At 67.5% G+C, this 22,430-nt stretch carries 21 protein-coding genes and 1 riboswitch; of the genes, 8 read left to right on the top strand and 13 right to left on the bottom strand.

Features of this window, described 5'->3' with window-relative positions; translation table 11 throughout:
* Positions 1-63: 63 nt before the first annotated feature.
* On the bottom strand, positions 64-1,272 hold the full coding sequence (fabB, locus tag AB9O74_RS10280) for a beta-ketoacyl-ACP synthase I (protein WP_369349233.1): 1,209 nt from the start codon (positions 1,270-1,272) through the stop codon (positions 64-66).
* Positions 1,272-1,787: a 3-hydroxyacyl-[acyl-carrier-protein] dehydratase FabA gene (fabA, locus tag AB9O74_RS10275; RefSeq protein ID WP_070471641.1), complete on the bottom strand. Its 516-nt coding sequence runs from the start codon at positions 1,785-1,787 to the stop codon at positions 1,272-1,274. Before fabA ends, fabB begins: the two co-directional genes overlap by 1 nt.
* A gap of 231 nt (positions 1,788-2,018) precedes the next feature.
* On the opposite strand from fabA, the gene dinB reads away from it, so the two are divergent.
* Positions 2,019-3,101 carry a DNA polymerase IV gene (gene dinB, locus AB9O74_RS10270; protein ID WP_179461114.1) on the top strand — a complete coding sequence of 361 codons (1,083 nt, stop codon included), beginning with the start codon at positions 2,019-2,021 and terminating at the stop codon, positions 3,099-3,101.
* A gap of 366 nt (positions 3,102-3,467) precedes the next feature.
* On the opposite strand, the gene AB9O74_RS10265 is transcribed toward dinB, so the two are convergent.
* Together AB9O74_RS10265 and AB9O74_RS10260 are read right to left on the bottom strand one after the other, a co-directional pair.
* Positions 3,468-4,391, bottom strand: coding sequence for an MBL fold metallo-hydrolase (locus AB9O74_RS10265; RefSeq protein WP_369349232.1), 924 nt, complete (start codon positions 4,389-4,391; stop codon positions 3,468-3,470).
* 51 nt (positions 4,392-4,442) lie between these two features.
* On the bottom strand, positions 4,443-5,081 hold the full coding sequence (locus tag AB9O74_RS10260; RefSeq protein ID WP_176990650.1) for an NAD(P)-dependent oxidoreductase: 639 nt from the start codon (positions 5,079-5,081) through the stop codon (positions 4,443-4,445).
* Positions 5,082-5,178: 97 nt separating this feature from the next.
* Here AB9O74_RS10260 and AB9O74_RS10255 point away from each other — a divergent pair, with 97 nt between their 5' ends.
* Together AB9O74_RS10255 and gph are read left to right on the top strand one after the other, a co-directional pair.
* Positions 5,179-6,081 carry a LysR family transcriptional regulator gene (locus AB9O74_RS10255; protein WP_369349231.1) on the top strand — a complete coding sequence of 301 codons (903 nt, stop codon included), beginning with the start codon at positions 5,179-5,181 and terminating at the stop codon, positions 6,079-6,081.
* Between the two features lie 85 nt (positions 6,082-6,166).
* Entirely contained in the window at positions 6,167-6,817 is a 651-nt protein-coding gene (gene gph, locus AB9O74_RS10250) for a phosphoglycolate phosphatase (RefSeq protein WP_369349230.1), read from the top strand.
* A gap of 150 nt (positions 6,818-6,967) precedes the next feature.
* Here gph and btuB read toward each other — a convergent pair whose 3' ends face one another.
* Entirely contained in the window at positions 6,968-8,809 is a 1,842-nt protein-coding gene (btuB, locus tag AB9O74_RS10245) for a TonB-dependent vitamin B12 receptor (protein WP_369349229.1), read from the bottom strand.
* Positions 8,810-8,930: 121 nt separating this feature from the next.
* Positions 8,931-9,163, bottom strand: a riboswitch (cobalamin riboswitch).
* A 152-nt stretch (positions 9,164-9,315) separates the two neighbouring features.
* Between btuB and AB9O74_RS10240 the strand changes: the two genes are divergently transcribed.
* Positions 9,316-9,894 carry a histidine phosphatase family protein gene (locus AB9O74_RS10240; RefSeq protein ID WP_369349228.1) on the top strand — a complete coding sequence of 193 codons (579 nt, stop codon included), beginning with the start codon at positions 9,316-9,318 and terminating at the stop codon, positions 9,892-9,894.
* Positions 9,895-9,931: 37 nt separating this feature from the next.
* On the opposite strand, the gene AB9O74_RS10235 is transcribed toward AB9O74_RS10240, so the two are convergent.
* Positions 9,932-10,303, bottom strand: a complete 372-nt coding sequence (locus AB9O74_RS10235; RefSeq protein ID WP_319206690.1) for a TfoX/Sxy family protein — start codon at positions 10,301-10,303, stop codon at positions 9,932-9,934.
* The gene (locus AB9O74_RS10230) at positions 10,300-10,782 is read right to left on the bottom strand and encodes a GAF domain-containing protein (protein WP_088432024.1); all 483 of its coding nucleotides are present in this window, start codon (positions 10,780-10,782) and stop codon (positions 10,300-10,302) included. Before AB9O74_RS10230 ends, AB9O74_RS10235 begins: the two co-directional genes overlap by 4 nt.
* Positions 10,783-10,901: 119 nt before the next feature.
* On the opposite strand from AB9O74_RS10230, the gene bioD reads away from it, so the two are divergent.
* Positions 10,902-11,585, top strand: coding sequence for a dethiobiotin synthase (gene bioD, locus AB9O74_RS10225; protein ID WP_369349227.1), 684 nt, complete (start codon positions 10,902-10,904; stop codon positions 11,583-11,585).
* A 3-nt stretch (positions 11,586-11,588) separates the two neighbouring features.
* On the opposite strand, the gene AB9O74_RS10220 is transcribed toward bioD, so the two are convergent.
* From AB9O74_RS10220 to msrB, 4 genes are all read right to left on the bottom strand, one after another.
* Positions 11,589-13,019, bottom strand: coding sequence for a PLP-dependent aminotransferase family protein (locus AB9O74_RS10220; RefSeq protein ID WP_369349226.1), 1,431 nt, complete (start codon positions 13,017-13,019; stop codon positions 11,589-11,591).
* A gap of 155 nt (positions 13,020-13,174) precedes the next feature.
* Complete coding sequence (msrA, locus tag AB9O74_RS10215; RefSeq protein WP_176990658.1) at positions 13,175-13,918, bottom strand: peptide-methionine (S)-S-oxide reductase MsrA; 744 nt, start codon at positions 13,916-13,918, stop codon at positions 13,175-13,177.
* Between the two features lie 11 nt (positions 13,919-13,929).
* On the bottom strand, positions 13,930-15,690 hold the full coding sequence (locus tag AB9O74_RS10210) for a cytochrome c biogenesis protein DipZ (RefSeq protein WP_369349225.1): 1,761 nt from the start codon (positions 15,688-15,690) through the stop codon (positions 13,930-13,932).
* Positions 15,691-15,726: 36 nt separating this feature from the next.
* Positions 15,727-16,233: a peptide-methionine (R)-S-oxide reductase MsrB gene (gene msrB, locus AB9O74_RS10205; RefSeq protein ID WP_176990660.1), complete on the bottom strand. Its 507-nt coding sequence runs from the start codon at positions 16,231-16,233 to the stop codon at positions 15,727-15,729.
* Positions 16,234-16,379: 146 nt separating this feature from the next.
* Between msrB and AB9O74_RS10200 the strand changes: the two genes are divergently transcribed.
* Complete coding sequence (locus AB9O74_RS10200) at positions 16,380-17,102, top strand: response regulator transcription factor (protein WP_176990661.1); 723 nt, start codon at positions 16,380-16,382, stop codon at positions 17,100-17,102.
* Positions 17,099-18,568, top strand: coding sequence for a sensor histidine kinase (locus AB9O74_RS10195; RefSeq protein ID WP_369349224.1), 1,470 nt, complete (start codon positions 17,099-17,101; stop codon positions 18,566-18,568). The genes AB9O74_RS10200 and AB9O74_RS10195 overlap by 4 nt, the downstream gene beginning before the upstream one ends.
* A gap of 93 nt (positions 18,569-18,661) precedes the next feature.
* Here AB9O74_RS10195 and AB9O74_RS10190 read toward each other — a convergent pair whose 3' ends face one another.
* Both AB9O74_RS10190 and queD read right to left on the bottom strand, forming a co-directional pair.
* Positions 18,662-19,027 (bottom strand): phasin family protein, encoded by a 366-nt coding sequence (locus AB9O74_RS10190; protein ID WP_088432036.1) that lies wholly within the window; start codon positions 19,025-19,027, stop codon positions 18,662-18,664.
* 149 nt (positions 19,028-19,176) lie between these two features.
* The gene (queD, locus tag AB9O74_RS10185; protein WP_176990663.1) at positions 19,177-19,530 is read right to left on the bottom strand and encodes a 6-carboxytetrahydropterin synthase QueD; all 354 of its coding nucleotides are present in this window, start codon (positions 19,528-19,530) and stop codon (positions 19,177-19,179) included.
* 188 nt (positions 19,531-19,718) lie between these two features.
* Between queD and AB9O74_RS10180 the strand changes: the two genes are divergently transcribed.
* A complete protein-coding gene (locus AB9O74_RS10180) occupies positions 19,719-22,364 on the top strand; it encodes a TonB-dependent receptor (protein ID WP_369349258.1) in 2,646 nt (881 codons plus the stop codon).
* The last annotated feature ends 66 nt before the right edge of the window (positions 22,365-22,430 follow it).

Genomic DNA, 22,430 nt, shown 5'->3' with positions numbered 1-22,430 from the left:
CCGTCTGGACCACGAAAAAGCCCGGCACAAGGCCGGGCTTTTTCATGTCGATCCAGGCGGTACTCAGAGGCGACTGAACACCAGCGCCGCATTCGTGCCGCCAAAGCCGAAGCTGTTGGACATCACGGTGTTCAGCTGTGCCGGCTGGGTCTGCTGCACGATCGGGAAGCCTTCCACCAGCGGATCCAGCTCGCCGATGTTGGCCGAGCCGGCGATGAAGCCATCGCGCATCATCAGCAGGCAGTAGATCGCTTCGTGCACGCTTGCCGCGCCCAGCGAGTGGCCGGACAGCGCCTTGGTCGAGGACAGCGGCGGAATGCTCTCGCCGAACACTTCACGGACGGCCTTCAGCTCGGTGACGTCGCCCAGCGGGGTCGAGGTGCCGTGCGTGTTGAGGTAGTCGATCGGGGCGGTGATGTGCTCCATCGCCATGTTCATGCAGCGCACCGCGCCTTCACCGGACGGAGCGACCATGTCGGCACCATCGGAGGTGACACCGTAGCCGACCAGCTCGGCATAGATGCGCGCACCACGGGCCACGGCGTGGTCGTAGTCTTCCAGCACCAGCATGCCGCCGCCACCGGCGATGACGAAGCCGTCGCGGTCCTTGTCGTACGGGCGCGAGGCCGACGCCGGCGTCTCGTTGAAACGGGTCGACAGCGCGCCCATCGCATCGAACATCACGCTCATCGACCAGTGCAGGTCTTCACCGCCACCGGCGAACATCACGTCCTGCGCGCCATGACGGATCAGGTCCGCGGCGGCGCCGATGCAATGCGCCGAGGTGGCGCAGGCGGCCGACAGCGAATAGCTCAGGCCTTTGATCTGGAACGCGGTGGCCAGGCAGGCCGACACGGTGGAGCACATCGTGCGCGGCACCATGTACGGGCCGACCTTGCGCACGCCACGCGCACGCAGGATGTCGGCCGATTCCACCTGCCACTGGCTGGAGCCACCGCCGGAGCCGGCGATCAGGCCGGTACGCGGATTGGCGACCTGTGCTTCATCCAGGCCGGCATCGGCGATGGCGTCGCGCATGGCGATGTAGGCGTAGGCCGAGGCATCGCTCATGAAGCGCTTCACCTTGCGGTCGATCTGCGCGTCCAGGTCCAACTCGATGTTGCCGCCCACGTGGCTGCGCAGGCCGGCTTCGGCGTGATCGGGCAGGTGGCGGATGCCGGCGCGGCCTTCACGCAGTGCCGAGGACACGGTGTCCAGATCGTTGCCCAGGCACGAAGTGATGCCCATTCCGGTAATGACGACGCGACGCATCAGAAGTTCTCAGTGGAAGTGAACAGACCTACACGCAGGTCCTTGGCAGAATAGATTTCGCGACCGTCCACCAGCATGCGGGCATCGGACTGTGCCATCACCAGCTTGCGGTTGATGACGCGCGAGATGTCGATTTCGTAGGTAACGCGCTTGGCGCTCGGCAGCACCTGGCCGGTGAATTTGACTTCGCCGCAGCCCAGGGCGCGGCCACGGCCGGGCGCACCGATCCAGGTCAGGAAGAAGCCGGTCAGCTGCCACATGGCATCCAGGCCGAGGCAACCGGGCATGACCGGGTCGCCGAGGAAGTGACAGTCGAAGAACCACAGGTCAGGGCGGATATCCAGTTCCGCGCGTACCATGCCTTTGCCATGGGGACCGCCGTCCTCGCGGATGTCGGTGATGCGATCGAACATCAGCATCGGATCATTGGGCAGGCGGCCGCTGCCCGGGCCGAACAGTTCACCGCGGGCGCTGGCCAGCAGCTGGTCGCGCGAGAACGCGTTGAGACGAGTCATGGAAAACGCAATCCTGAAGAAGTTGTCATCGGGGTGAGCCGACCACAGGTCGACTGCTCTTGCATGAAGCAAGTGCTCAAGAGTGCATGAGAAAAAGTGATTCAATCAAACGTTTTAACCGTACGCCGCCGTAGTGTTTTCAGGTTCAAAAACGCATGTCGTTGTTATCCAACAACCATACTGCGGCGTGTGGCTGTAATCTTGTTCATCTGAATCCGAGTGCCGACGCCCGTGTCCCGCCCCCGCAAGATCATTCACGTCGACATGGACGCCTTCTACGCGTCCGTGGAGCAGCGTGACGACCCTTCCTTGCGGGGCAAGCCGGTGGTCGTGGCGTGGCGGGGGATGCGCTCGGTGGTGTGTGCGGCGTCCTACGAGGCACGGGTGTTCGGGGTGCGTTCGGCGATGCCGGCGGTGCGTGCGGAGCGGCTGTGTCCGGATGCGGTGTTCGTGCCGCCGGATTTCGTGCGCTACAAGGCGGTCTCACGCCAGGTGCGCGAGATTTTCCTGCGGCATACGGACCTGGTGGAGCCGCTGTCGCTGGATGAGGCGTATCTGGATGTGACCGAGCACAAGGGCGGGATGACGGTGGCGACGGAGATCGCGCAGATCATCCGTGCGCAGATCCGCGAGGAGACGCAGTTGACGGCCTCGGCGGGGATCGCGCCGAACAAGTTCCTGGCGAAGATCGCGTCGGATTGGCGCAAGCCGGATGGTCAGTTCGTGGTGCCGCCGCATCGCATCGAGCAGTTCCTGACGCCATTGCCGGTGAACCGTGTGCCGGGCGTGGGCAAGGTGATGGCGGCGAAGTTGGCGGAGCTGGGCGTGGCGACGGTGGGCGATCTGCGCACGCTGCCGCTGGAGGAACTGGAGGCGCGGTTCGGGACGTTCGGGGGACGGTTGTTCAATCGTGCGCGGGGCGTGGATGAGCGGCCGGTGGAGCCGGACCAGCCGGTGCAGTCGATTTCGTCGGAGGATACGTTCGCGGAGGATCTGTTGCTGGAGGATCTGGCGCCGGCGATCGTGCAGTTGGCGGAGAAGACCTGGCAGGCGACGCGGAAGACGGACCGGGTGGGGCACACGGTGGTGTTGAAGTTGAAGACGTCGCAGTTCCGGATCATTACGCGCAGTTTTACGCCGGAGTCGCCGCCGGATTCGTTGGAGGAGTTGCGGGAGATTGCGTTGGGGTTGCGGGCGCGGGTGGAGTTGCCGTTGGAGACGCGGTATCGGTTGGTGGGGGTGGGGTTGGGGGGATTCCGGGAGCGGGAGGTGGTGCGCCAGCCGGGGTTGTTTGATCACCTTGGTGATGTGTAGCTGGGCGGTATTCGTCCGTGTTTTTTGCCGTGTTTCTTGAGCTGTCTAAGTGTTGACGGCAACGGCGACAGCAACATCAACATCAACATCAAGATCAAGATCAAGATCAAAATCAAAATCAAAATCAAAATCAAGATCAACTGCTAAGGCGCTGGTATCTGCGTGGTGAGGGCTTGGGACGACGCGGGTGGGGTATCGGGACCCGCCGCAAGTACGTCCATGTAGGCTCGTGTGTTGCCATCCATGGCAACACACGGTCCCGATACCCCACCCGCGCCGTCCCTCCGACACAGGTCGGTGCGCAGAGAGGAAACGCGTCGCGCTTTTCAATGTGCGCAATGACGTTGGGCTTCTACGAATGCGCCTTTACGGCCACTGCATTTCGCCCTTGGCTACTTTCGCGCTCAGTTCCAATGAGCTCTCGCCGGCCAGGTTTGGATAGCGCTTTTTCATTGCGGCGATCAGTGCGTTGGCGTCTTTGCTGCGTGCGGTTTCTTCCTCGAAGGCGCGGATGTAGTCGGCGGTGAAATCCACTGTGCTGATGTCGAGGGGGGCACCTGCTGCGTAATGGCCGGGGATGACGCGGGTGGGCTTCAGCGCCTTGATGGTTGCCAGTGTCTGCAGCCAGTGCGCGTGCGATTGGGCGCTCTGGGTGTCGGCCATCCAGACGTGTTCGCCGGCGACGACCGGGATGCCGCCTAGGACGGTGTGGAGGGTGGGGATCCACAGGACGGTGCGGTCCGGGGTGGGGCCGGTGAGGCCGATGATCTTGATCGGTTGGCCTTCGAGGGTGAGGGTGTCGCCGGCGATGGATTTGGGGATAACGATGCGGGTCGGTTTGCCTGCGCCCATCTGTGGGCCCCAGTACGCGAGTTTGGCGGCCTGGGTGGCGTTGATATGGGCGACGGTCGCGGGGGTGGCGAGGATGCGGGCGCCCGGGAAGGCGTCCTGCAGGGTGGCCAGGCCGAAGTAGTAGTCGGGGTCGCCGTGGCTGATGTAGATCGTGGTCAGCCGTTTGCCGGAATCACGGATGCGCTGGACGAGTTGCGCGGCATCGGTGGCGGCGAACTGTGCGTCGACGAGGATGGCGTCGTGGCGGCCGGTGATCAGGGTCGACGAGACGGCGAACAGGGCGTCGTCGCCGGGGTGGTAGGGCTGCACCGCGAGGGGAGCGGCCTGGGCCGGGGCGGTCGCGGCCGGGCCGGCGTGGCTGCTGGTCGGCGCGAGGGCGGTGAGGCCGGTGATCAGGGCCAGGCTGAGGGCGAGAGGGGCGCGGGAGAGCATGGACATGCGGTGGGTTCCATCCAGGGCCCCGGCGGGGATCGCCGGGGCGGGCAGGGCTCAGTACGCGACGGTGGCGATCTGGCGGAGGTACTGCGGGGTCTCGATCTCGCTGACGAAGGCGTCGGCGTAGTCGGCGTAGCTGATCCGGCTGTGGCCGTCATCGCCGACCAGGAAATTCCTGGCCTGGGTGCGGAAACCGCCGCGCTGCGGGCCGGGGCCGATTTCGGCGGCGGGGGAGTAGAACGTCCAGTCGAGGTCGTCGACGGCGCGCAGCTGCGTCAGCGTCTCGCGGGCGGCCAGGGCGACCGGCTTGTAGGCGTCCGGGAAGCCCTCGGTGTCCACCAGCTGCACGCCGGGGGCAACTTCCAGGCTGCCGGCGCCACCGACCATGATGAAGCGGGGCACGCCGGCCTGGCGCGCAGCGGCGACCAGCGCGGCACTGGTGGTGGTCACCGTGGCGGGGGCATCGCCCGGGCGCGGGCCGAAGGCGCTGGCCAGGACGTCATGGCCGGCGATCACGGCGGCCAGCGCGTCGGTGTCATCCAGCGCGGCCACGGCCAGCTGGGCGCCGTCCAGTTCAGCCGGGAGGTCGGTCTCGCGGCGCACGATGGCGGTGACCTGATGGCCGCGGGCGAGGGCCTGGCGGGCGATTTCACGGCCGATGTTGCCGGTCGCACCAACGAGAGCGATTTTCATGGGGGAGGTCCGTTTGAGGAAGGAAGGCCAGCGTATGCCTCTGGAATCGAACGAAAAACCGCGTATAACGGCCTAATTTGTTGCACGGATCGATCAAATGGACCGGATGACCGCCATGAACGTGTTCGTCGAGGTCGCCGAGCGCGGCAGCCTGACGGCGGCGGCCGAGGCGCTGGAGATGTCGCGGGCGATGGTGACGCGCTATCTGGCCGAGGTGGAGCGCTGGCTGGGCGCGCGGTTACTGCACCGGACCACGCGCCGGATCAGCCTGACCGGGCCGGGCGAGGCGGCGCTGCTGCGCTTCCGCCAGATGCTGGCGATCGGCGATGAACTGCGCGGTGAGCTGGCCACCGACAACCCCGAGCCGCACGGGCTGCTGCGGGTCACCGCGAGTGTCTCGTTCGGGCAGATCCACCTGGCTGCGGCGGTGGCCGAGTTCGTCAAACGGCATCCGCTGACGCGGGTGGAACTGCTCCTCGTCGATCGGGTGGTGAACCTGGTCGAAGAGCGCGTGGATATCGCCGTGCGCATCTCGCGCGCGATCGATCCGAGCCTGATCGCGCGGCCGTTGGCGCCGTGCCGTTCGGTGCTGTGCGCGGCGCCGGCGTACCTGGCCGAGCGCGGTACGCCGGCCACGGCCGACGCACTGGCCGCGCACAACTGCCTGACCCATCACTACGTCGGCAAGAGCGTGTGGCACCTGCAGCGCGAGGGACGGAAGATCGCGGTGGCCGTGGGGGGCAACATCAGTGCCAATGAAGCGTCGCTGCTGCTGGAAGCGGTGCGCGCCGGTGCCGGCATCGCGATGCTGCCCACGTACCAGATCGCCCCGTTGCTGCGCAGTGGCGAACTGATCGAAGTGCTGCCCGATTACGAGGTTGAAGGGCTGGGCATCCACGCGGTATATGCGTCTCGCCGGCAGTTGCCGACGATCATGCGCAGCTTCCTGGATTTCCTGGTGGAGCGGTTCAGCAGCCCACGGTTCCTGGCGTCGCTCTGAGCGCCGGGCGTCAACGGCGCATGAGCTGGAACGCGCAGGGGCGACCTTACAATGGCCTCCCCACGTCGTTGAAGTGAGTGTCGTCTTGTCCTATCCGTATCCGTTGGTGGTGTTCGATCTGGATGGCACGCTGGTGGACAGCGCTGCCGATATCGCCGAAGCGCTCAACCGCACGCTGCAGGACTGGCAGTTGCCGCGCGTGCCGGAGGCGACGGTGTTGACGTGGATCGGGGATGGCGTGCGACGGCTGGTCGAGCAGGCGTTTACCGCAGCCGGCAGTGATATCGATCTGGACAAGGTGATGCCGGGTTTCATGCGGCACTACGAAGCGTGCCTGTTGCGCAGCCCGCGCCTGTTCGATGGTGTCGCCGAAACTGTGGCTGACTTGCGCGCACGTTCGGTGACGCTGGCGATCTGCACCAACAAGCCGTCCGCGCTGGTGGCGCCCTTGCTGCAGCACTTCGGTCTGCAGGACGCATTCGCGCTGGTGCTGGGCGGGGATTCCTTGCCGGAGCGCAAGCCGAGTGGTGCGCCGTTGCGGCACATCGCGGCGCAGTTCGGCGTGGCCGTCGAGGCAGCGTTGATGGTGGGCGATTCGATCACGGATTACCGGGCGGCCGTGGATGCGGGCATGCCGGTGGCGCTGGTGCGTTATGGGTATCCGCGCGGGCTGGATCTGGACACCGTCGAGGCGATTGCCGTGGTGGATGATCTGCGGGAACTGCTGGTGCTGTGACGCATCAAGGCGTGTGCCGACCAACGGTCGGCACCTGCCAGGATCAATGAGTGCCGACCAACGGTCGGCACCTACCAGGTTCAATGAGTGCCGACCAACGGTCGGCACCTACCGAGGCCGGGACGGCGGCGGTGCCGCCGTCCGGATGCCTTATTTCGGCTGGTAACGCACGCTGAGGCGGTATTCGCGGCCGGGCTGGTTGTACCAGGCAACGGTTTCGTAGTCGCGGTCGAACACGTTGCTGACCCGACCCAGCACCGACCAGTCACGGGTCAGGGCGTATTCCAGGCGCAGGTCGAGGGTGCCGTAGCCGCCCAGGCGCACGGTGTTGGCCGCGTCGTCGTAGCGCTTGCCGGCGCCGTTGGCGGTGAGGCCGGCGCGGACGTCACCGAAGCGGCGATCCACGTCCAGACGCGCGGTGTTCTGTGCGCGGCGGGCCAGCCAGTTGTCGAACTGCGCGCTGCCGTTGGTGCGGTTGCGTGGGTCGGTGTGGCTGAGCTGTGCGTTGAGGTCGAACCCGGCGACGGTGATCGCGCCGGTCAGTTCGGCACCGCGGATGCGGGCCTTTTCGACCTGCGACATCATGAAGGTGGTCGCGTCGTAGGTGATCAGGTCATCGATGCGGGTTTCGTACACGTCCAGGCCCCAGCGCCAGCCGTCGCCCTGCTGGGCGATGCCGACGTTCGCACTCTTGGACTTCTCCGGATCCAGGGTCGGCACGCCGCTCCACGGGTCGTAGAGGTCGCTGAAGGTCGGCGCCTTGAACGCGGTGCCGTAGCTGGCGTTGAGGCGGAACCCGCTGCCCAGCTCCAGGCCCCAGCCGAGGCTGCCGGTGGTGTGGTTGCCGAACTGCTCGTTGTCGTCGTTGCGCACGCTGGCCTGCAGGTGGTGTGCGCCGAAGCGACCCTGGTACTGCGCGAACACGCCGGTGTTGTCGCGGCTGTCGACCAGGTAACCGGCACTGCTGCCGTCCAGGTTGTCCTGGCTCCAGTCCACGCCGGCGCTCAGCAGCTGGCCCTCGGCGATGCCGATATCGGCCTGCACCGAGGCGCTGTCGCGGTGGGTCTGCGCGTTGCCCAGCCAGGTGTCGCCGTTGAAGTTGTCCGATTCGTTGTCGGCGCGGCCGACATTCACGGTCAGGTTGAAGCGCTCGCTGGGCGTGTAGCGCAGCTTGCCGCCGAGCACCTGCTGCAGGGTCTCGGAGTAGTTGTAGTAACCGTCGTAATGGTTCTCGCCTTCGGCACGCAGCGCGGTGCCTTCCAGGCTCAGCGTATCGGTCAGCGCATAGCCGCCGCGCAGGCTCATCGACAGGTTGCGGTAGCCGTCGCGGTCGGGCTCATCGGCGCCGCACCCGGCGAACGGCGACACCGAGCCGCGGCAGGCGTTGATGCCATCGGTGTGCTGGTAGGCGATGTCGGTGCCGAACCAGCCACGCGCGCCACTGCCGCCGAAACCGCCGCTGGCCTCACGCAGGCCGTTGCTGCCCCCACCGAGCTGCAGGTGCGGCGCGAACTGGCCGGCGTTGCGACGGGTGAAGATCTGGATCACGCCACCAATCGCATCGGCGCCGTACAGACTGGACTGCGGACCCCGCACGATTTCGATGCGCTCGATCTGCGCCAGCGGCAGGTCCTGGATCATGGCCAGGCCGAGGTCGCCGGTGTTGATGCGCACGCCATCGACCAGCACCAGGGTGTGGGCCGAATTGGTGCCGCGCAGGAACAGCGAGCTCTGCTTGCCCAGGCCACCGCTGTTGTTGAGGTTGATGCCGACACGGCCGCGCAGCAGATCCTGCAGCGACGGCGCTTGGCTGCGCTCGATCTCGGCGCGGTCGATGACCTGTGCCGGCGAGATGCTGTCCTGCAGGGCGATCGGGGTGCGGGTCGCGGTGACCAGCACCTGGTCCAGTGCGGTGGCATCGTCCTGTGCGGACGCCAGCAGGGGCAGGGCCGACAGCACGGCCAGGGAAAGAACGCGGGTTTGCAGCTTCATCGATGACTCCATGCACCGCGCACGCCCGCGCGGCAAGGGGTGGGGATGATCGCGCTGCAGGGGCCATCGACGGTGGGCGGGCGCGCAGGCGCCGGCTTGCCGCCGCCATGCCCGCCGCATCGCAACCAGTCGTCTTCCAGGCCGGTCTCCGGGCTCGCGGGTCGATGGCGGTGCCATCGTGCCAGGCGCCTTCCCATGCCGGAGCACAGTGGCGTAGTGCCTGGTGTTTCCACGCTTACCGTTGCGGGGGCAGCGCCGGAGTGGCGGCGTGGCACAGGGCCTGACGCGTCACCGGCTTCCCGTTTCAACCTGGCGGCCTTGCAGCCCCGGGTCACCTGAAAGTGGGCGCAGTCTAAGCCATCGGCCGGGTCGGTGGAGCGCACCGGTTAGAATGCGCCTCGCTTTTTCGATGTGATCTCCATGACCCCAACGTGGTTGCAGCACCCCGGCACCGACGCCCGTGACCCGCACTGGCCGGCCGCAGTGGGTAGCAGACGGGGCCTGGCATGATCCTCGACCTGATCCGCCACGCCAGCACCGGCCGCGACGATCACCTGGATGGCCGCACCGATCCGCCGCTGCACGAGGGCGCGACCGAGGCTATGTGCGCGCGCTATGCAGGGCTGTCCTGGCAGCGTGTGCTGTCCTCGCCACGGCAGCGTGCACGCTCGAGCGCCGAGGCGCTGGCCGCTCTCCACGCGGTGGACGTGGAGGCCGACGAAGAATGGGAGGAACTCGACTTCGGCGACTGGGATGGCCTTGCACTGGAGGCACTGCCGATGGACGCACTGTCGGCTTTCCATCTGGACCCGCATGCCAATCCACCGCCGCACGGGGAAAGCTGGGGCCATTTCGAGCGTCGCATCGTGCGCGGCCTGCATCGGTTGCTGGATGACCCGGACCCGGTGCCGACCCTGATCGTCAGTCATGGCGGGCCGCTGCGGATGGTGCTGTCACAGGTGTGTGGTCTGCCGATGGCCATGTGCTGGGCGCTGCGCATCGATCACGGCACACGCGTGCGTCTGCGCGTGGAGCGCGAGGATGACCGGCTGTGGGGCGAACTGCTGGAGCTGCAGCAGGTGTGAAGCGCACGGGTACCGACGGTGTATCGGTGCCCGCGGATCAGCGGTGGTCGTCGTCGCTCTCGAACGGCGGTGCTTCGTCGCCGTCATCGTCGCGATGCTCCACCGTGCGGTCATAGACCGGACCGGAAGCCGGGGGGGCCTTCTTCAGCGGCTGGTCGGCGATGATCGCTTCGTACTCGGCCACCAGCACAGTGCGGCGTGCTTCCGGCAGTTCCTGCCAGTGGCAGTCCTGCAGCGCACCTTCCAGCGAGTAGAGCAGGTTCAAGCTGGGCTTGAAGCCGGCGCGGCGCACCTTGACGAAGGCACCGACCGCACCGACCGCCACCAGGTCTTCCGGCGTACGCAGACCGACCTGACGCAGCCAGGCTGCGCTCTTCGGGCCGATGTTGCGCAGCTTGACGCCACTCATCCCAGGGCCTCGACGAACACGGCGGCGATCGCTTCCAGACCGGCCTGGTCCTCGGCATCGAAGCGTGCCAGCGAGGGGCTGTCCAGATCGAACACGCCGACCAGGTCACCGTTGTGGACCAGCGGCACGACCAGTTCCGAGCGCGAGGCCGAGTCGCAGGCAATGTGGCCCGGGAACGCGTCGACGTCTTCGATGCGCTGGGTCACGCGCTGCGAGGCCGCGGCGCCACACACGCCCTTGTCGAGCGGAATGCGGACGCAGGCCGGCAGGCCCTGGAACGGGCCGACGACCAGTTCCTTGCCGTCGAAGAAGTAGAAGCCCACCCAGTTCAGGTGCGGCAGGGCGTGGTAGACCAGCGCCGACAGGTTGGCCGCATTGGCGATGCGGTCGCGCTCGCCGTGCACCAGGGCGCGGGCCTGGGCCAGCAGCTGGCCGTACTGTTCCGGCTTGCTGCCGGTGAGCGTGGAAGTATCGAACATGGCCGCAGTCTACCAAGCTGCACGCCCGTCTGCGCCGGGCCCGACGGAACGCAGCGGACCGCGTGGCGGCGCTGCCGGGACGGCGGATAATGGCGCGTTTCCGCTTCCGGTCGTCCCCCATGTCCCTGCCTGCGCCGCGCCCTGCCGCCCTGTTCGTCACCGGTACCGATACCGGCATCGGCAAGACCTTCAGCAGCTGCGTACTGCTGCATGCCCTGCGCCGCCACGGCGGCACCGCCGTGGGCATGAAGCCGGTCGCCAGTGGCTGCGAGCGCACGCCCGAGGGCCTGCGCAACGAGGATGCCACCGCCCTGCTGGCGGCCAGCATGCCGGCGCCGGCATACGACGACCTCAATCCGTTCGCGCTGGAGCAGCCGCTGGCCCCGGAGATCGCCGCCGCGGAGGCGAGCGTGCAGCTGTCGCTGGCCCCGATCGAAGCGGCGTTCGCACGCCTGCGCGCCAGCGCCGATACGGTGGTGGTCGAGGGTGTGGGCGGCTGGCTGGCGCCGCTGTCGGCCACGCTGGACCAGGGCGACCTGGTGCAGGCACTGGAGTTACCGGTGGTGATGGTGGTCGGCCTGCGCCTGGGCTGCCTCAACCACGCGCGGCTCACCGCCGACGCGATCGCGGCCCAGGGCGCGCGCTGCATCGGCTGGATCGCCAACGAGGTGGATCCGACCATGGCACGACGGGATGAGAACGTCGCGCTGCTCACCGCGCGGCTGTCGATGCCGTGCTGGGGGCGGCTGCCGTATGCGCCGGGCGCGGATCCGGCCAGCCTGGCGGGCCGCCTGGTGTTCTGAGCGTCAGCCGTCCGCGCGGGTCAGCAGCGCCGTGGCCAACCGACCGACCGTGGCGATGGCGCCGGTGAAACGTTCGTCCAGCTCCTGGCAGCAGGACAGGCGCAGGCAATGCCGGTAGCGCGCACCGCGCGAGTAGACCTGGCCCGGCATGAACACCACGCCCTCGGCCAGCGCCTGCTCGAACAGCTCCCCGGCATCGATCGCCGCGGGCAGCTCCACCCACAGCAGGAAGCCGCCGGTCGGCTGGGTGGCCGACGTGCCCGGCGGGAAATGCTGCGCGATCAGGCCGCGCACGTGGCTGACCTGATCGCTGTAGAGCCGGCGCAGCCCGCGCAGGTGATGCTCGTAGTTGCCGGCTTCCAGGAACGCGGCCACCGCATCCCCGAGCAGGCGCGATTCCGCGCCCGAGGAGTGGAACTTGAGCAGTTGGATATCGGCGGCGAAGCGTCCGCCGTCGAGCCAGCCGATGCGGTAGTCCGGCGCGAGCGTTTTCGAGAATCCGCTGCAGACCATGATCCAGCCCTCGCGGTCGAAACTCTTGGCGAGCGGTTCCAGCGGCTCCTTGAACTGCAGTTCGGCGTACACCGCGTCTTCGATCAACGGCACCTGGTAGTAGTTCACCAGCGCGGCCAGGCGCTGCTTGTTCGGCACCGGCATGCTGCCGCCGAGCGGATTGTGCACGGTCGGCATGGCCATGATCGCGGCGATGCCGCCGGCGTCCAGCAGCGCTTCCAGCGCGTCCAAATCGAGCCCATCGCGCGGATGGGTCGGCAGTTCGATCGCGCGCAGGCCCAGGCTGCGCAGCAGCGGGTAGATGTTGAAGTACGAGGGTGCTTCGATCGCGACCGCATCGCCGGGCTTCGTTACCACACGCAGCGCGAGCTGCAGCGCTTCCATGGCGCCATGGGTGAGCACCAGCCGGTCGGTGGTGGTGTGCAGCCCCAGCCTCGGCCCACGCTGCACGATCTGCGCCAGCAGGCGTGCCGCGCCATTCGGGCGGGCATAGGTTTCCACGGTGGTGGCCGCGCGGCGCAGCACCTGCGCGGTGCTGCGGGCCAGCTGCGCACCGGGATAGAAGCGCTTGCCGCGCGGCCCGGCGAAGGCCAGGTCGACGATGCCCGGCTGCTGCTGCGCGGCCAGCACGCGCGCCATCATCGCCTGCTGTGCGGGGGCGGTCGGCGGCGAGGGCGCCTGCCGCAGTGACTGCGTCGGTTCCGGCAGGCGCGGGCTGACAACGAAGCCGGCCTTGGGCCGTGGCAACACCAGCCCGGCATCCTCGAGCTGCCGATACGCGGCGATCACCGTGTTGAGGCTGAGGCTGCGCTGCGTCGCCAGGCCGCGCAGCGATGGCAGGCGGGTGCCGACCGGCAGCCGTCCGCTGCGGATCGCATCGGCCATTTCATCGGCCAGGGACTGGTAGAGGTTGGTCGCCATCGGCAGCTGCATCCATGGAAATCTGTAACCGTGCGGATGCCAGTCATCTGCATCTGTATCCGCGTCCGGCGCCAGCCTACCATGCGCTTCCAGACTTCCCCCACGCACGGCAGGATCTTGTGTGCCGTGCGTCTTTTCTTGTGTTTCCCGCGCGGTCAGCGCGCTGAAATGGTGGTGCTCACCAGGCGCGGCTGCTCACGGTACAGCGCCGGGAACTGCTGTTTCAGCGCGACGACCTTGGGCAGGTCGTTGATCCGGATGTACAGCGATTCCGGATGCAGCGTGAGGTAGTTCTGGTGGTAGCCCTCGGCGGCGAAGAACGGTTTGCCGCCTTCGACCTGGGTCACCACCGGCGCGGCGTAGGCCTTGGCCTGCTGCAGTTGGGCGATGTAGGCGCGGGTCGCACCCCGCTGGGCCGCGTCGTCGGCATACACCGCCGAGCGGTACTGGGTGCCGCGGTCCGGGCCCTGCCGGTTGAGCTGGGTCGGGTCGTGGGCCACCGAGAAGAACACCTGCATCAACTGGCCGTAGCTCACCTGTGCGGGATCGTAGGTAACCTGCACCGCCTCGGCATGACCGGTGCCGCCGCTGCCGACGCGCGGATAGGTCGCGTTCGCCGCGCTGCCGCCGATGTAGCCGGAGAGCGCGTTGTCCACGCCCTTGATGTGCTGGAACACGCCCTGCACGCCCCAGAAGCAGCCGCCGGCAAAGACCACCTGGGCGCGCTTCACCCCGGGCTGGCGCAGGTCCGCGGTGCCGGTAGGCGCCGGGACGGCCACCGTCGTGGTGGCCGCGGCAGCATGTGCCGGCCGATCAAGACCCACCACGACGCTGACGGTGAGTGCGGCGATGGCGACAGCGATGCCGCCGGCCACGAGTTTGTCGACTGCGATTTTCATGCGATGGCTCCTCACCCAAACGTAAAGGCGTAGGCGTGCACGCCCGGATCGAGGAACTCGATCTCGAAGGTGCGCTCCTGCACGGCGCCGGACTGGCGGATCAGCTGATACAGACGGTTCTCATCGACCCGGCCCTCACCGTCGGCCGAGACGTCCCCGCCGGCCGCGGCGCCCGGCGGCAGGCCGTCGATGCGCACGCGGAAGCGCACCGGTCTGCCGTCTTCGCCCGGGGCCAGCACCAGGTGCAGGTCGCGGGCATGAAAGCGGAAGGCGATGCGGCCACCGGGCGCTTCCAGCCGGGCATCTTCGTTGCCTACGGTCCAGCGTCCGGCCAGTGCCCACTGGTTGTGCTGCAGCGTGGGGGGCACGGTGTAGTCGGCGGGTTGATCGTGGCGCTGCCCACCGGGCGAAGCGAAGTTCTCGGCGCGCGCATGGCCGAGGTAGGTCTCGGGCGACTTGAGGTTGTCCATGTCGGCCTGGCGCGCCACGCCGTCCAGCGTCATCGCCACCGGTGCATCGTCACCGGGCAGTGTGTTGCCGGCCTCGCGCAGCAGCTGGCGGATGATCTGCTCGGACTGCGCGTAGTTGCCTTCGCCGAAGTGATGCGCACGGATATTGCCCTGCGCATCGATGAAGTAGTGCGCCGGCCAGTACTTGTTGTTGAAGCCGCGCCAGATCGCGAAGTCGTTGTCGATCGCCACTGGGTAGGTGACCTTCAGATCCTTCACCGCGCGCTGCACGTTGGCCAGGTTGCGCTCGAAGGCGAACTCCGGCGCATGCACGCCGATCACCACCAGCCCGTGGTCACGGTAGCGCTCGGCCCACTCGCGCACGTAAGGCATGGCACGCAGGCAGTTGATGCAGGAGTACGTCCAGAAATCGACCAGCACCACCTTGCCGCGCAGCGCCTGAGCATCCAGCGGCGGGCTGTTGAGCCAGCCGGTGGCACCGGCCAGCGAGGGCAGGGTGCCTTCCACCGGCAGCGGTGCTCCGGGCGTGATGGCGGCGGCGCGCATCATCGCTCCGCCGGCCGGTGGCTCCTGCGCCGGCAGCACGTCGAGCAGGCCCTGTTCCAGCTTGGCGGTGCTGACCGTGGACAGCCGGGTCAGCAGGCCGGTATCCCAGCCCATCGCAATGGCGACCACCGCCAGCAACGCCGCGATGCCCAGCCCACGACGCACCCACTCGCCCACGCCAAGGCGGCGTTTGAGCGCGGCGAACACGCGCCCGCCGATCCAGATCGCCAGCGCCAGCGAGGTCGCCGCACCCAGCGCATAGGCCAGCAGCAGTCCGCTGGTGCCGACACTGGCGCCCTGCAGCGCCGCACCGGTCAGGATCAGGCCGAGGATCGGACCCGCGCACGGCGCCCACAGCAGGCCGGTAGCGATGCCGATCAACAGCGAGGTGCCGACGCCCCCGCGCCCCGCGTCACTGGCCGCATCGGCCGAGGCGCTCAGCCGCGCGCCCAGCCGCTGGAACGGCGACAGCAGCCGATCGGCCAGCGCCGGCCACAGCAGCGCCAGCGCGAACATCGCCATCACCACCAGCGCGATCCAGCGCCCGATCTGGTTGGCCTGCGCCACCCACTGGCTGCTCACCGCTGCCAGGCTGGCGACTACGGCGAACATCAAGGCCATGCCGATCAGCAGCGGCAGGCCGCTGCGCAGGAAGGGGCGGTCCGAGCGGGCGAACACGAACGGCAGCACCGGCAGGATGCAGGGGCTGAGGATGGTGAGCACGCCACCGAGGTAGGCCAGCACGAGCAGAAGCATGGAGAGGTCCTTCTATGACGCGGGAAAGTGCGGCGCTCAGGCCGCGACGAAATTCATGGCCACGCCGTTCATGCAGTAGCGCAGGCCGGTCGGGCGCGGGCCGTCATCGAAGACGTGGCCGAGGTGGCCACCGCAACGCCGGCAGTGCGCCTCGACACGCACCATGCCCAGCGTGGTGTCGCGGTCTTCGCCGACGGCATCGTGCAGCGGTGCCCAGAAGCTGGGCCAGCCGGTACCGCTGTCGAACTTGGTGGAGGAAGAGAACAGCGGCAAAGCGCACCCGGCACAGGTGAAGGTGCCGCGCCGGTGCTCCTTGTTGAGGGGGCTGCTGAACGGCCGTTCGGTGCTCTGCCGGCGCAGCACGCTGTACTGGGCAGGCGTGAGCTGTTCGCGCCACTGCGCATCGCTGCGCATGACCTCGAACTGGCGCGCAGGCGCGGCGGGGGCAGCCGGGGCGGGTCCGCTGCAGGCGGTCAGTCCGAACAGGCCGGCCGCGGCGGCCATGCCGCCCATTCCAAGCACATTGCGACGTGTGTAGCGCATGGCCGATCTCCGGGCACGGGAACGATGCGGCCATGCTGCGCCCGGCCCGGTCAACGAATCCTCACGCAGGGTTAAATTTTCCGTGACACATTCAGGTCGCGATCCGTCGACAATGGCGCCATGCCCTCCTGCCGCCCCCCGAGCCGATGAGCAGTGCCAAGCGCGTCCTGATCGTCGAAGACGATGTCCACATCGCCAACCTGCTGCGCATGCACCTGCGCGATGAAGGCTATGAGGTCACCCATGCCGCCACCGGCGACGAAGGCCTGGCCCTGCTCGAAGCGCAGCCCTGGAGCGCCCTCGTGCTCGACCTGATGCTGCCCGGCGTGGACGGGCTGGAGATCTGCAAGCGCGCCCGTGCGATGACGCGCTACACGCCGATCATCATCACCAGTGCGCGTGCCAGCGAAGTGCACCGCATTCTCGGCCTGGAGCTGGGCGCGGACGATTACCTGGCCAAGCCCTTCTCGATGCTGGAACTGGTGGCACGCGTGAAAGCGCTGCTGCGCCGGGTCGAGGCGATGGCGCAGAACGCGCGCATCGATGCCGGTGAGATCGACGTCGCCGGGCTGCGTATCGATCCGGTCGCGCGCACGGCACTGGTCGACGGCCGCGCGCTGGAACTGACCCCGCGCGAATTCGACCTGCTGTACTTCTTCGCCCGCCATCCCGGCCAGGTGTACTCGCGCATGGACCTGCTCAACCAGGTCTGGGGCTACCAGCACGACGGCTACGAGCACACCGTCAACACCCACATCAACCGGCTGCGCAACAAGATCGAGCGCGACGCGGCGAACCCGCAACGCATCCAGACGGTGTGGGGGCGCGGTTACAAACTGGTCGATGCCAACGAGGGCGCAGGCGCATGATCCGGCTCACGCTTTCGCAACGCCTGTCCGCCGTGTTCTTCACGCTGCTGTTGCTCTGCGGGGGCGCGCTGCTGTGGATCCAGATGCGCAGCACCGCCGTGCATGAGCAGGAAACCGTGCAGCGCCTGTCGCGCGGGCTGGCCGAGCACATCGCGCGCAGTGGCGAGCTGATGGATGGCCGCGGCATGCGCAATGGCGAAGTGCGCGCACTGTTCGGCAAGCTGATGGCGGTCAACCCGAGCGTGGAGGTGTACCTGCTCGACGACCAGGGGCGCATCCTGGGCCACGACGCGCCGGAGGGGCATCTGAAACGGGCCCGGGTCGATCTGGGTCCGGTGCAGGCGCTGCTGCGCGATGAGCCGCTGCCGATCCTCGGCGACGACCCACGCAGTGCGACCGGCCGCAAAGTATTCAATGCGGCGCCGCTGTGGGTGCAGGGACGGCAGGCGGGGTACATCTACGTGGTATTGGTCGGTGAGCAGCGCGAAGCACTCGCCGCCAACATCGCTGCCAACAGCACGCTGCGCACCACGTTGTGGTCGCTGGCGATCGTCGCGGTCGTTGGCCTGCTCGCCGGCCTGGTCGCGTTCCGCTGGGTGACCCGCCCACTGCGCCAGCTGACCCGGCGCATCCAGTCCTTCGATGTCGATACCGCCACGCCGGATGCCGCGCCGCCGCCGGCCCCGTTGCGTGCCGGTGAGCGCGACGAGCTGGCGATCCTGCAGCACAGCTTCGGCCACATGACCCAGCGACTGGGCGAGCAGTGGCAGCAGCTGCGCCAGCAGGACCTGCAGCGGCGCGAGCTGGTCGCCAACATTTCCCATGACCTGCGCACGCCGCTGTCGTCGCTGCACGGCTACCTGGAAACACTGGCACTCAAGGACGCCACGCTCAGCGCCGACGAGCGCCAGCGGTATCTCTCGATCGCCCTGTCGCAGAGCCACAAGGTGGGGCGGCTGGCCCAGGCCCTGTTCGAGCTGGCCCGGCTGGAGCACGGCGGGGTGGTGCTCGACCGCCAGGCCTTCTCGCTGCCGGATCTGATCCAGGATGTATTCCAGAAGTTCGAGCTGGCGGCCGAGTCACGCCGGCAGACGCTGGGCGCCGACATCCCGCCCGGCGTGCCGCCGGTGGTCGCGGATCTGGCGTTGATCGAGCGGGTGCTGACCAACCTGTTGGACAACGCCATCCGGCATACGCCGGAAGGTGGCCGTGTCACCGTGACGCTGCGCGCGGCCGAGGGCGAGGTGCAGGTCAGCGTGGCCGACACGGGCCCCGGCATCGCCCCCGAACAGCGCGACACCCTGTTCACCGCGATGCCGGCACTGGGCAGCCAGCGGCCGGACAGCGGCGGGCTGGGCCTGTTGATCGTGCATCGCATCCTGCAGCTGCACGGGCGCGACATCCGCCTGCTGGACCACCGTGACGGGGCGCTGTTCGTGTTCTCGCTGCCAACGACGCGGCAGTAGCGCCGGACAAAAAAAGACCCGACAGAGGGAGGGTTCTGTCGGGTCTGGGATTGCGTGGGGGGAGGGACCCACGCAAATTCGATGTTGTCCGGCTCAGCCGCGCGTCTTGCCTGCGCTGGGCGTGGCGGCCGCGAACGGCTGCCGGGCGAGTTCGCCGAAGGCTTCGGAGGCCTTCAGCCCCAGGCCGGCCACTTCCTGGCTGGCGCTGGTCCAACGGGCGAGGTTGTCACGTGCCAGTTGCGCGCCCTTGGGCAGCAGCGACTGCAGCGTGCCGGCATCCTGTGACTGCACGATTTCACCGAAGAACCCGCTGGTGGCGGTGATGTTCTTCTCCAGCGTCTTCAACTGCACCCCGAACATGCTCTCGGCATTTTCCAGTGCGAGCCGGTTGGCACGCGTGGCCGTGGCGGCCAGCTGGCGGGTGTAGTCGCTGAAGGAATCGGTGAACGCGGACGCCATGGTCAGGACGGCTCGAGAACGTTGATGCAATGCAGCATACGCCGAAAATATTGCGATGCAACATGTTTTGCCCGAACCGGTCCGGATTTACCCGGCTGCGGTCAGAAAACCTTCAGGATCAAAGGGATGGCAAGGCATCCCGAGGGCGATCAACCGCGATAGCGGCAGCCCGAGGTGCAGGTTTCGTGCACCGTGACTTCGCTCAGCTCGGGCAGGGCCGGCTTGAGTTCGTTCCAGATCCAGATCGCCAGCCGTTCGCTGGTCGGGTTCTCCAGGCCGGGGATGTCGTTGAGGTAGTGGTGGTCCAGGCGGTCGTAGATCGGTTGGAAGGCGGCCTTGACGTCGCCGAAATCCATGATCCAGCCGGTCTGCTCGCCAGGCTCCCCCTCCACCTTGAGTTCCACCCGGAACGAGTGCCCGTGCAGGCGCGCGCACTTGTGGCCCGGCGGCACGTTGGGGAGGTGGTGAGCGGCCTCGAGGGTAAAGACTTTGAAGATTTCCATGGCCGCATTGTAGCGGTGGGCCGGGGGTCCAGCAGGCCCGGCGCGTTAATTGTTGCTCACGAAAACATTTCCATCCGGATGAAGAGATGTTAGTTTCTCTTATATCCGTATGAAGAGATGTTATTGGCCGTGGTTCAGCCAGGCATGGACTACTGCGGAACTTGTCGTCCACCACCCCACTGAAGTTCATGCCCAAGCACACTCTTCTCGTAGCGGCGTTGTCCGTCGCTCTGGCAACGCCTTTGACCGCGTTCGCCGACGCCGCCCCCGATGCCGCCGCCACCGGCGACAGCAAGACCCTCGCCGCCGTGCGGGTTACCGGGTCCAACATCAAGCGCACCGATACCGAGTCGGCCAACCCGGTACAGGTGATCGAGCGCCAGCAGCTGGAGGAGACCGGCAAGGCCACCGTCGCCGACCTGCTGCGCTCGATCTCGGCCAACACCGGCAACGCCGCCAACGAAACCACCAACAACGGGTGGGCCTCCGGTTCGGCCGGCATCGGCCTGCGCGGCCTGTCGCAGAAGAACACCCTGGTGCTGCTCAATGGCCGCCGCCTGGCCAACTACGGCTTCCCGGCCGGCGGCCTGTCGGACACCTTCGTCAACCTCAACGCGCTGCCGCTGGTCGCCGTGGAGCGCATCGAAGTGCTCAAGGACGGTGCCTCCGCCGTGTACGGCTCCGATGCCGTGGCCGGTGTGGTCAACATCATCACCCGGCAGAATTTCGAAGGTGCCGAACTCGGTGGCAGCCTGGGCACCGCCGATCAGGGCGGGCTGGACGAGCAGAACCTGAAGTTCATCGGCGGCATCGGTGATCTGGACACGGACGGCTACAACATCCTGGTCAGCCTGGAAGGCTACAACCGCGAGCGCCTGGACCAGGACCAGCGTGACCTGACCAAGTCCGGCATCTACACCGACAAGCCCGGCGGCCGCTGGAACGGCTGGTCGGCCAAGGGCGCACGCTATCTGGTCAACGGCACCTCGGTGCCGATGCTGGATGCCAGCGGCAACTGCCCAGAAGGCACCACGCTGGTCGCCAGCGCGCCGATCGACGGCCTGGCCGGCAACACCTGCGGTTTCAACCAGGCCCCGTACACCACGCTGATCCCCTCGACCAAGCGCTACCAGGCCTACGTCAACGGCACCTTCCGCGTGAACGACAACGTCGAAGCGTTCGGCGAAGTGCTCTACAGCGACATCAAGGGCGTTTCCTGGTTCGGCAGCAGCCCGTTCTTCACCCTCGAGAGTGGCCGCTTCGCGCTCAACGCCGACACCGGGCTGGCGGAGCCGGTCTCCTCCAATCTGCCGGCGAGCAGCCCGTACAACCCGTACGGCCGCGCCGTGCCGATCGAGTACACCTTCTTCAACCTCGGCGCGACCATCAAGACCAACCGCTCGCAGGCCTACCGCGGCCTGGTCGGGCTGCGCGGCAGCCTGCAGAACTGGGATTGGGAAGTCGGTGCGTTCGGCGCCCGCAGCAGCGAGCGCGAAACCGTCTCCGGCGGCTTCGCCAACCGCTACGCGCTGGCCGATGCGCTGGCCAGCGGCAGCTACAACCTGCTCAATCCGTCGGCGACCCCGCAGGACGTGCTCAACGCGATCAACATCAGCACGCTGCGCCCGGCCGAGTCGGTGCTGCAGGGCGTGGACGCCAAGATCTCCGGTGCGATCGGCCATACCTGGGCCGGTGAAATCGGCTTCGCCGCCGGTGCCGAGTGGCGCCGCGAGAAGCTCGATTCCAACAACCCCTGGCAGATCGATGCCGGCCTGCAGATCCGTCCGGCGATCGCCGAAGTGCATGGCGAGCGCAAGGTCACCGCCGCCTATGCCGAAGTGAACGTGCCGCTGGCCGAGCGCCTTGAACTGCAGGCCGCGGCGCGTGCCGATCACTACAGCGATTTCGGTGATGCGTTCTCGCCCAAGCTGAGCCTGCGCTGGCAGCCGTGGGACATCCTGCTGGTGCGTGCGGCCGCCTCCAAGGGCTTCCGCGCGCCGTCGCTCTCGGAGAACTCCAACAGCACCAGCATCGCCTACGGCAGCGTGATCGATCCGCGCGACCCGGATGTGCCGGGTTCGCGGCAGAACCCGACCTTCTTCACCGTCGGCAACAACGACCTCAAGCCGGAGCGCACCAAGAGCTTCAACGCCGGCATCGTGCTCTCGCCGTGGTCCAACACCAGCCTGAGCGTGGACTACTACCGGATCGAGCTGGAGAACCTGGTCGGCACCAACAACACCCAGACCCTGGTCACCGATGACGTGCCCGGTGCGGTCCAGCGCGATGAGCGCGGCAAGCTGCTGGCGGTCTACAACCGCTACCAGAACCTGAGCGAGCTGAAGACCTCCGGCTTCGACGTCGAGCTGCGCCAGCGCTTCCCGACCGCGCGTGCCGGCGACTTCGGCCTGAGCACCGCCTTCACCCACGTACGCGACTACAGCCGCCCCACCGTGGTCGGCGGTCCGCTGGTGGATTACGCCGGCAGCAACCTCGGCGCCACCCTGCCGAAGAACAAAGCCACCACCACCTTCGACTGGAGCTACGGCGATTTCCGCACCGCGCTGACCTGGTACTACACCAGCGGCTACGACCAGAAAGCCAGCGCCGCAGCCACCGCCGTGCAGGATCGCGTCGATGCGTACAACCAGTTCGATCTGTACCTGGGTTACACCGGCATCGACAAGCTGACCCTGTACGCGAAGATCCAGAACCTGGCCGACGAAGAGCCGCCGTACGACGCCTCGTTCCCGGGTATCCGCGCGCCGTACGACTTCAGTCAGTACGACCTGCGCGGTCGCTACTTCACGGTCGGCTTCGACTACCGCTTCTGACCTCATCCACTGCACCGGAGCGTGCGTATCCACAGGGCCGGAAGGAACCGGCCCGTCTTTCGGGGA

This window comes from Stenotrophomonas sp. JAG2, from assembly GCF_041080745.1.
GTDB classification, from domain to species: Bacteria; Pseudomonadota; Gammaproteobacteria; order Xanthomonadales; family Xanthomonadaceae; genus Stenotrophomonas; species Stenotrophomonas maltophilia_AA.
Note: the sequence above shows the minus strand (reverse complement) of the source record. Positions and strands in the feature narration are given on the sequence as shown.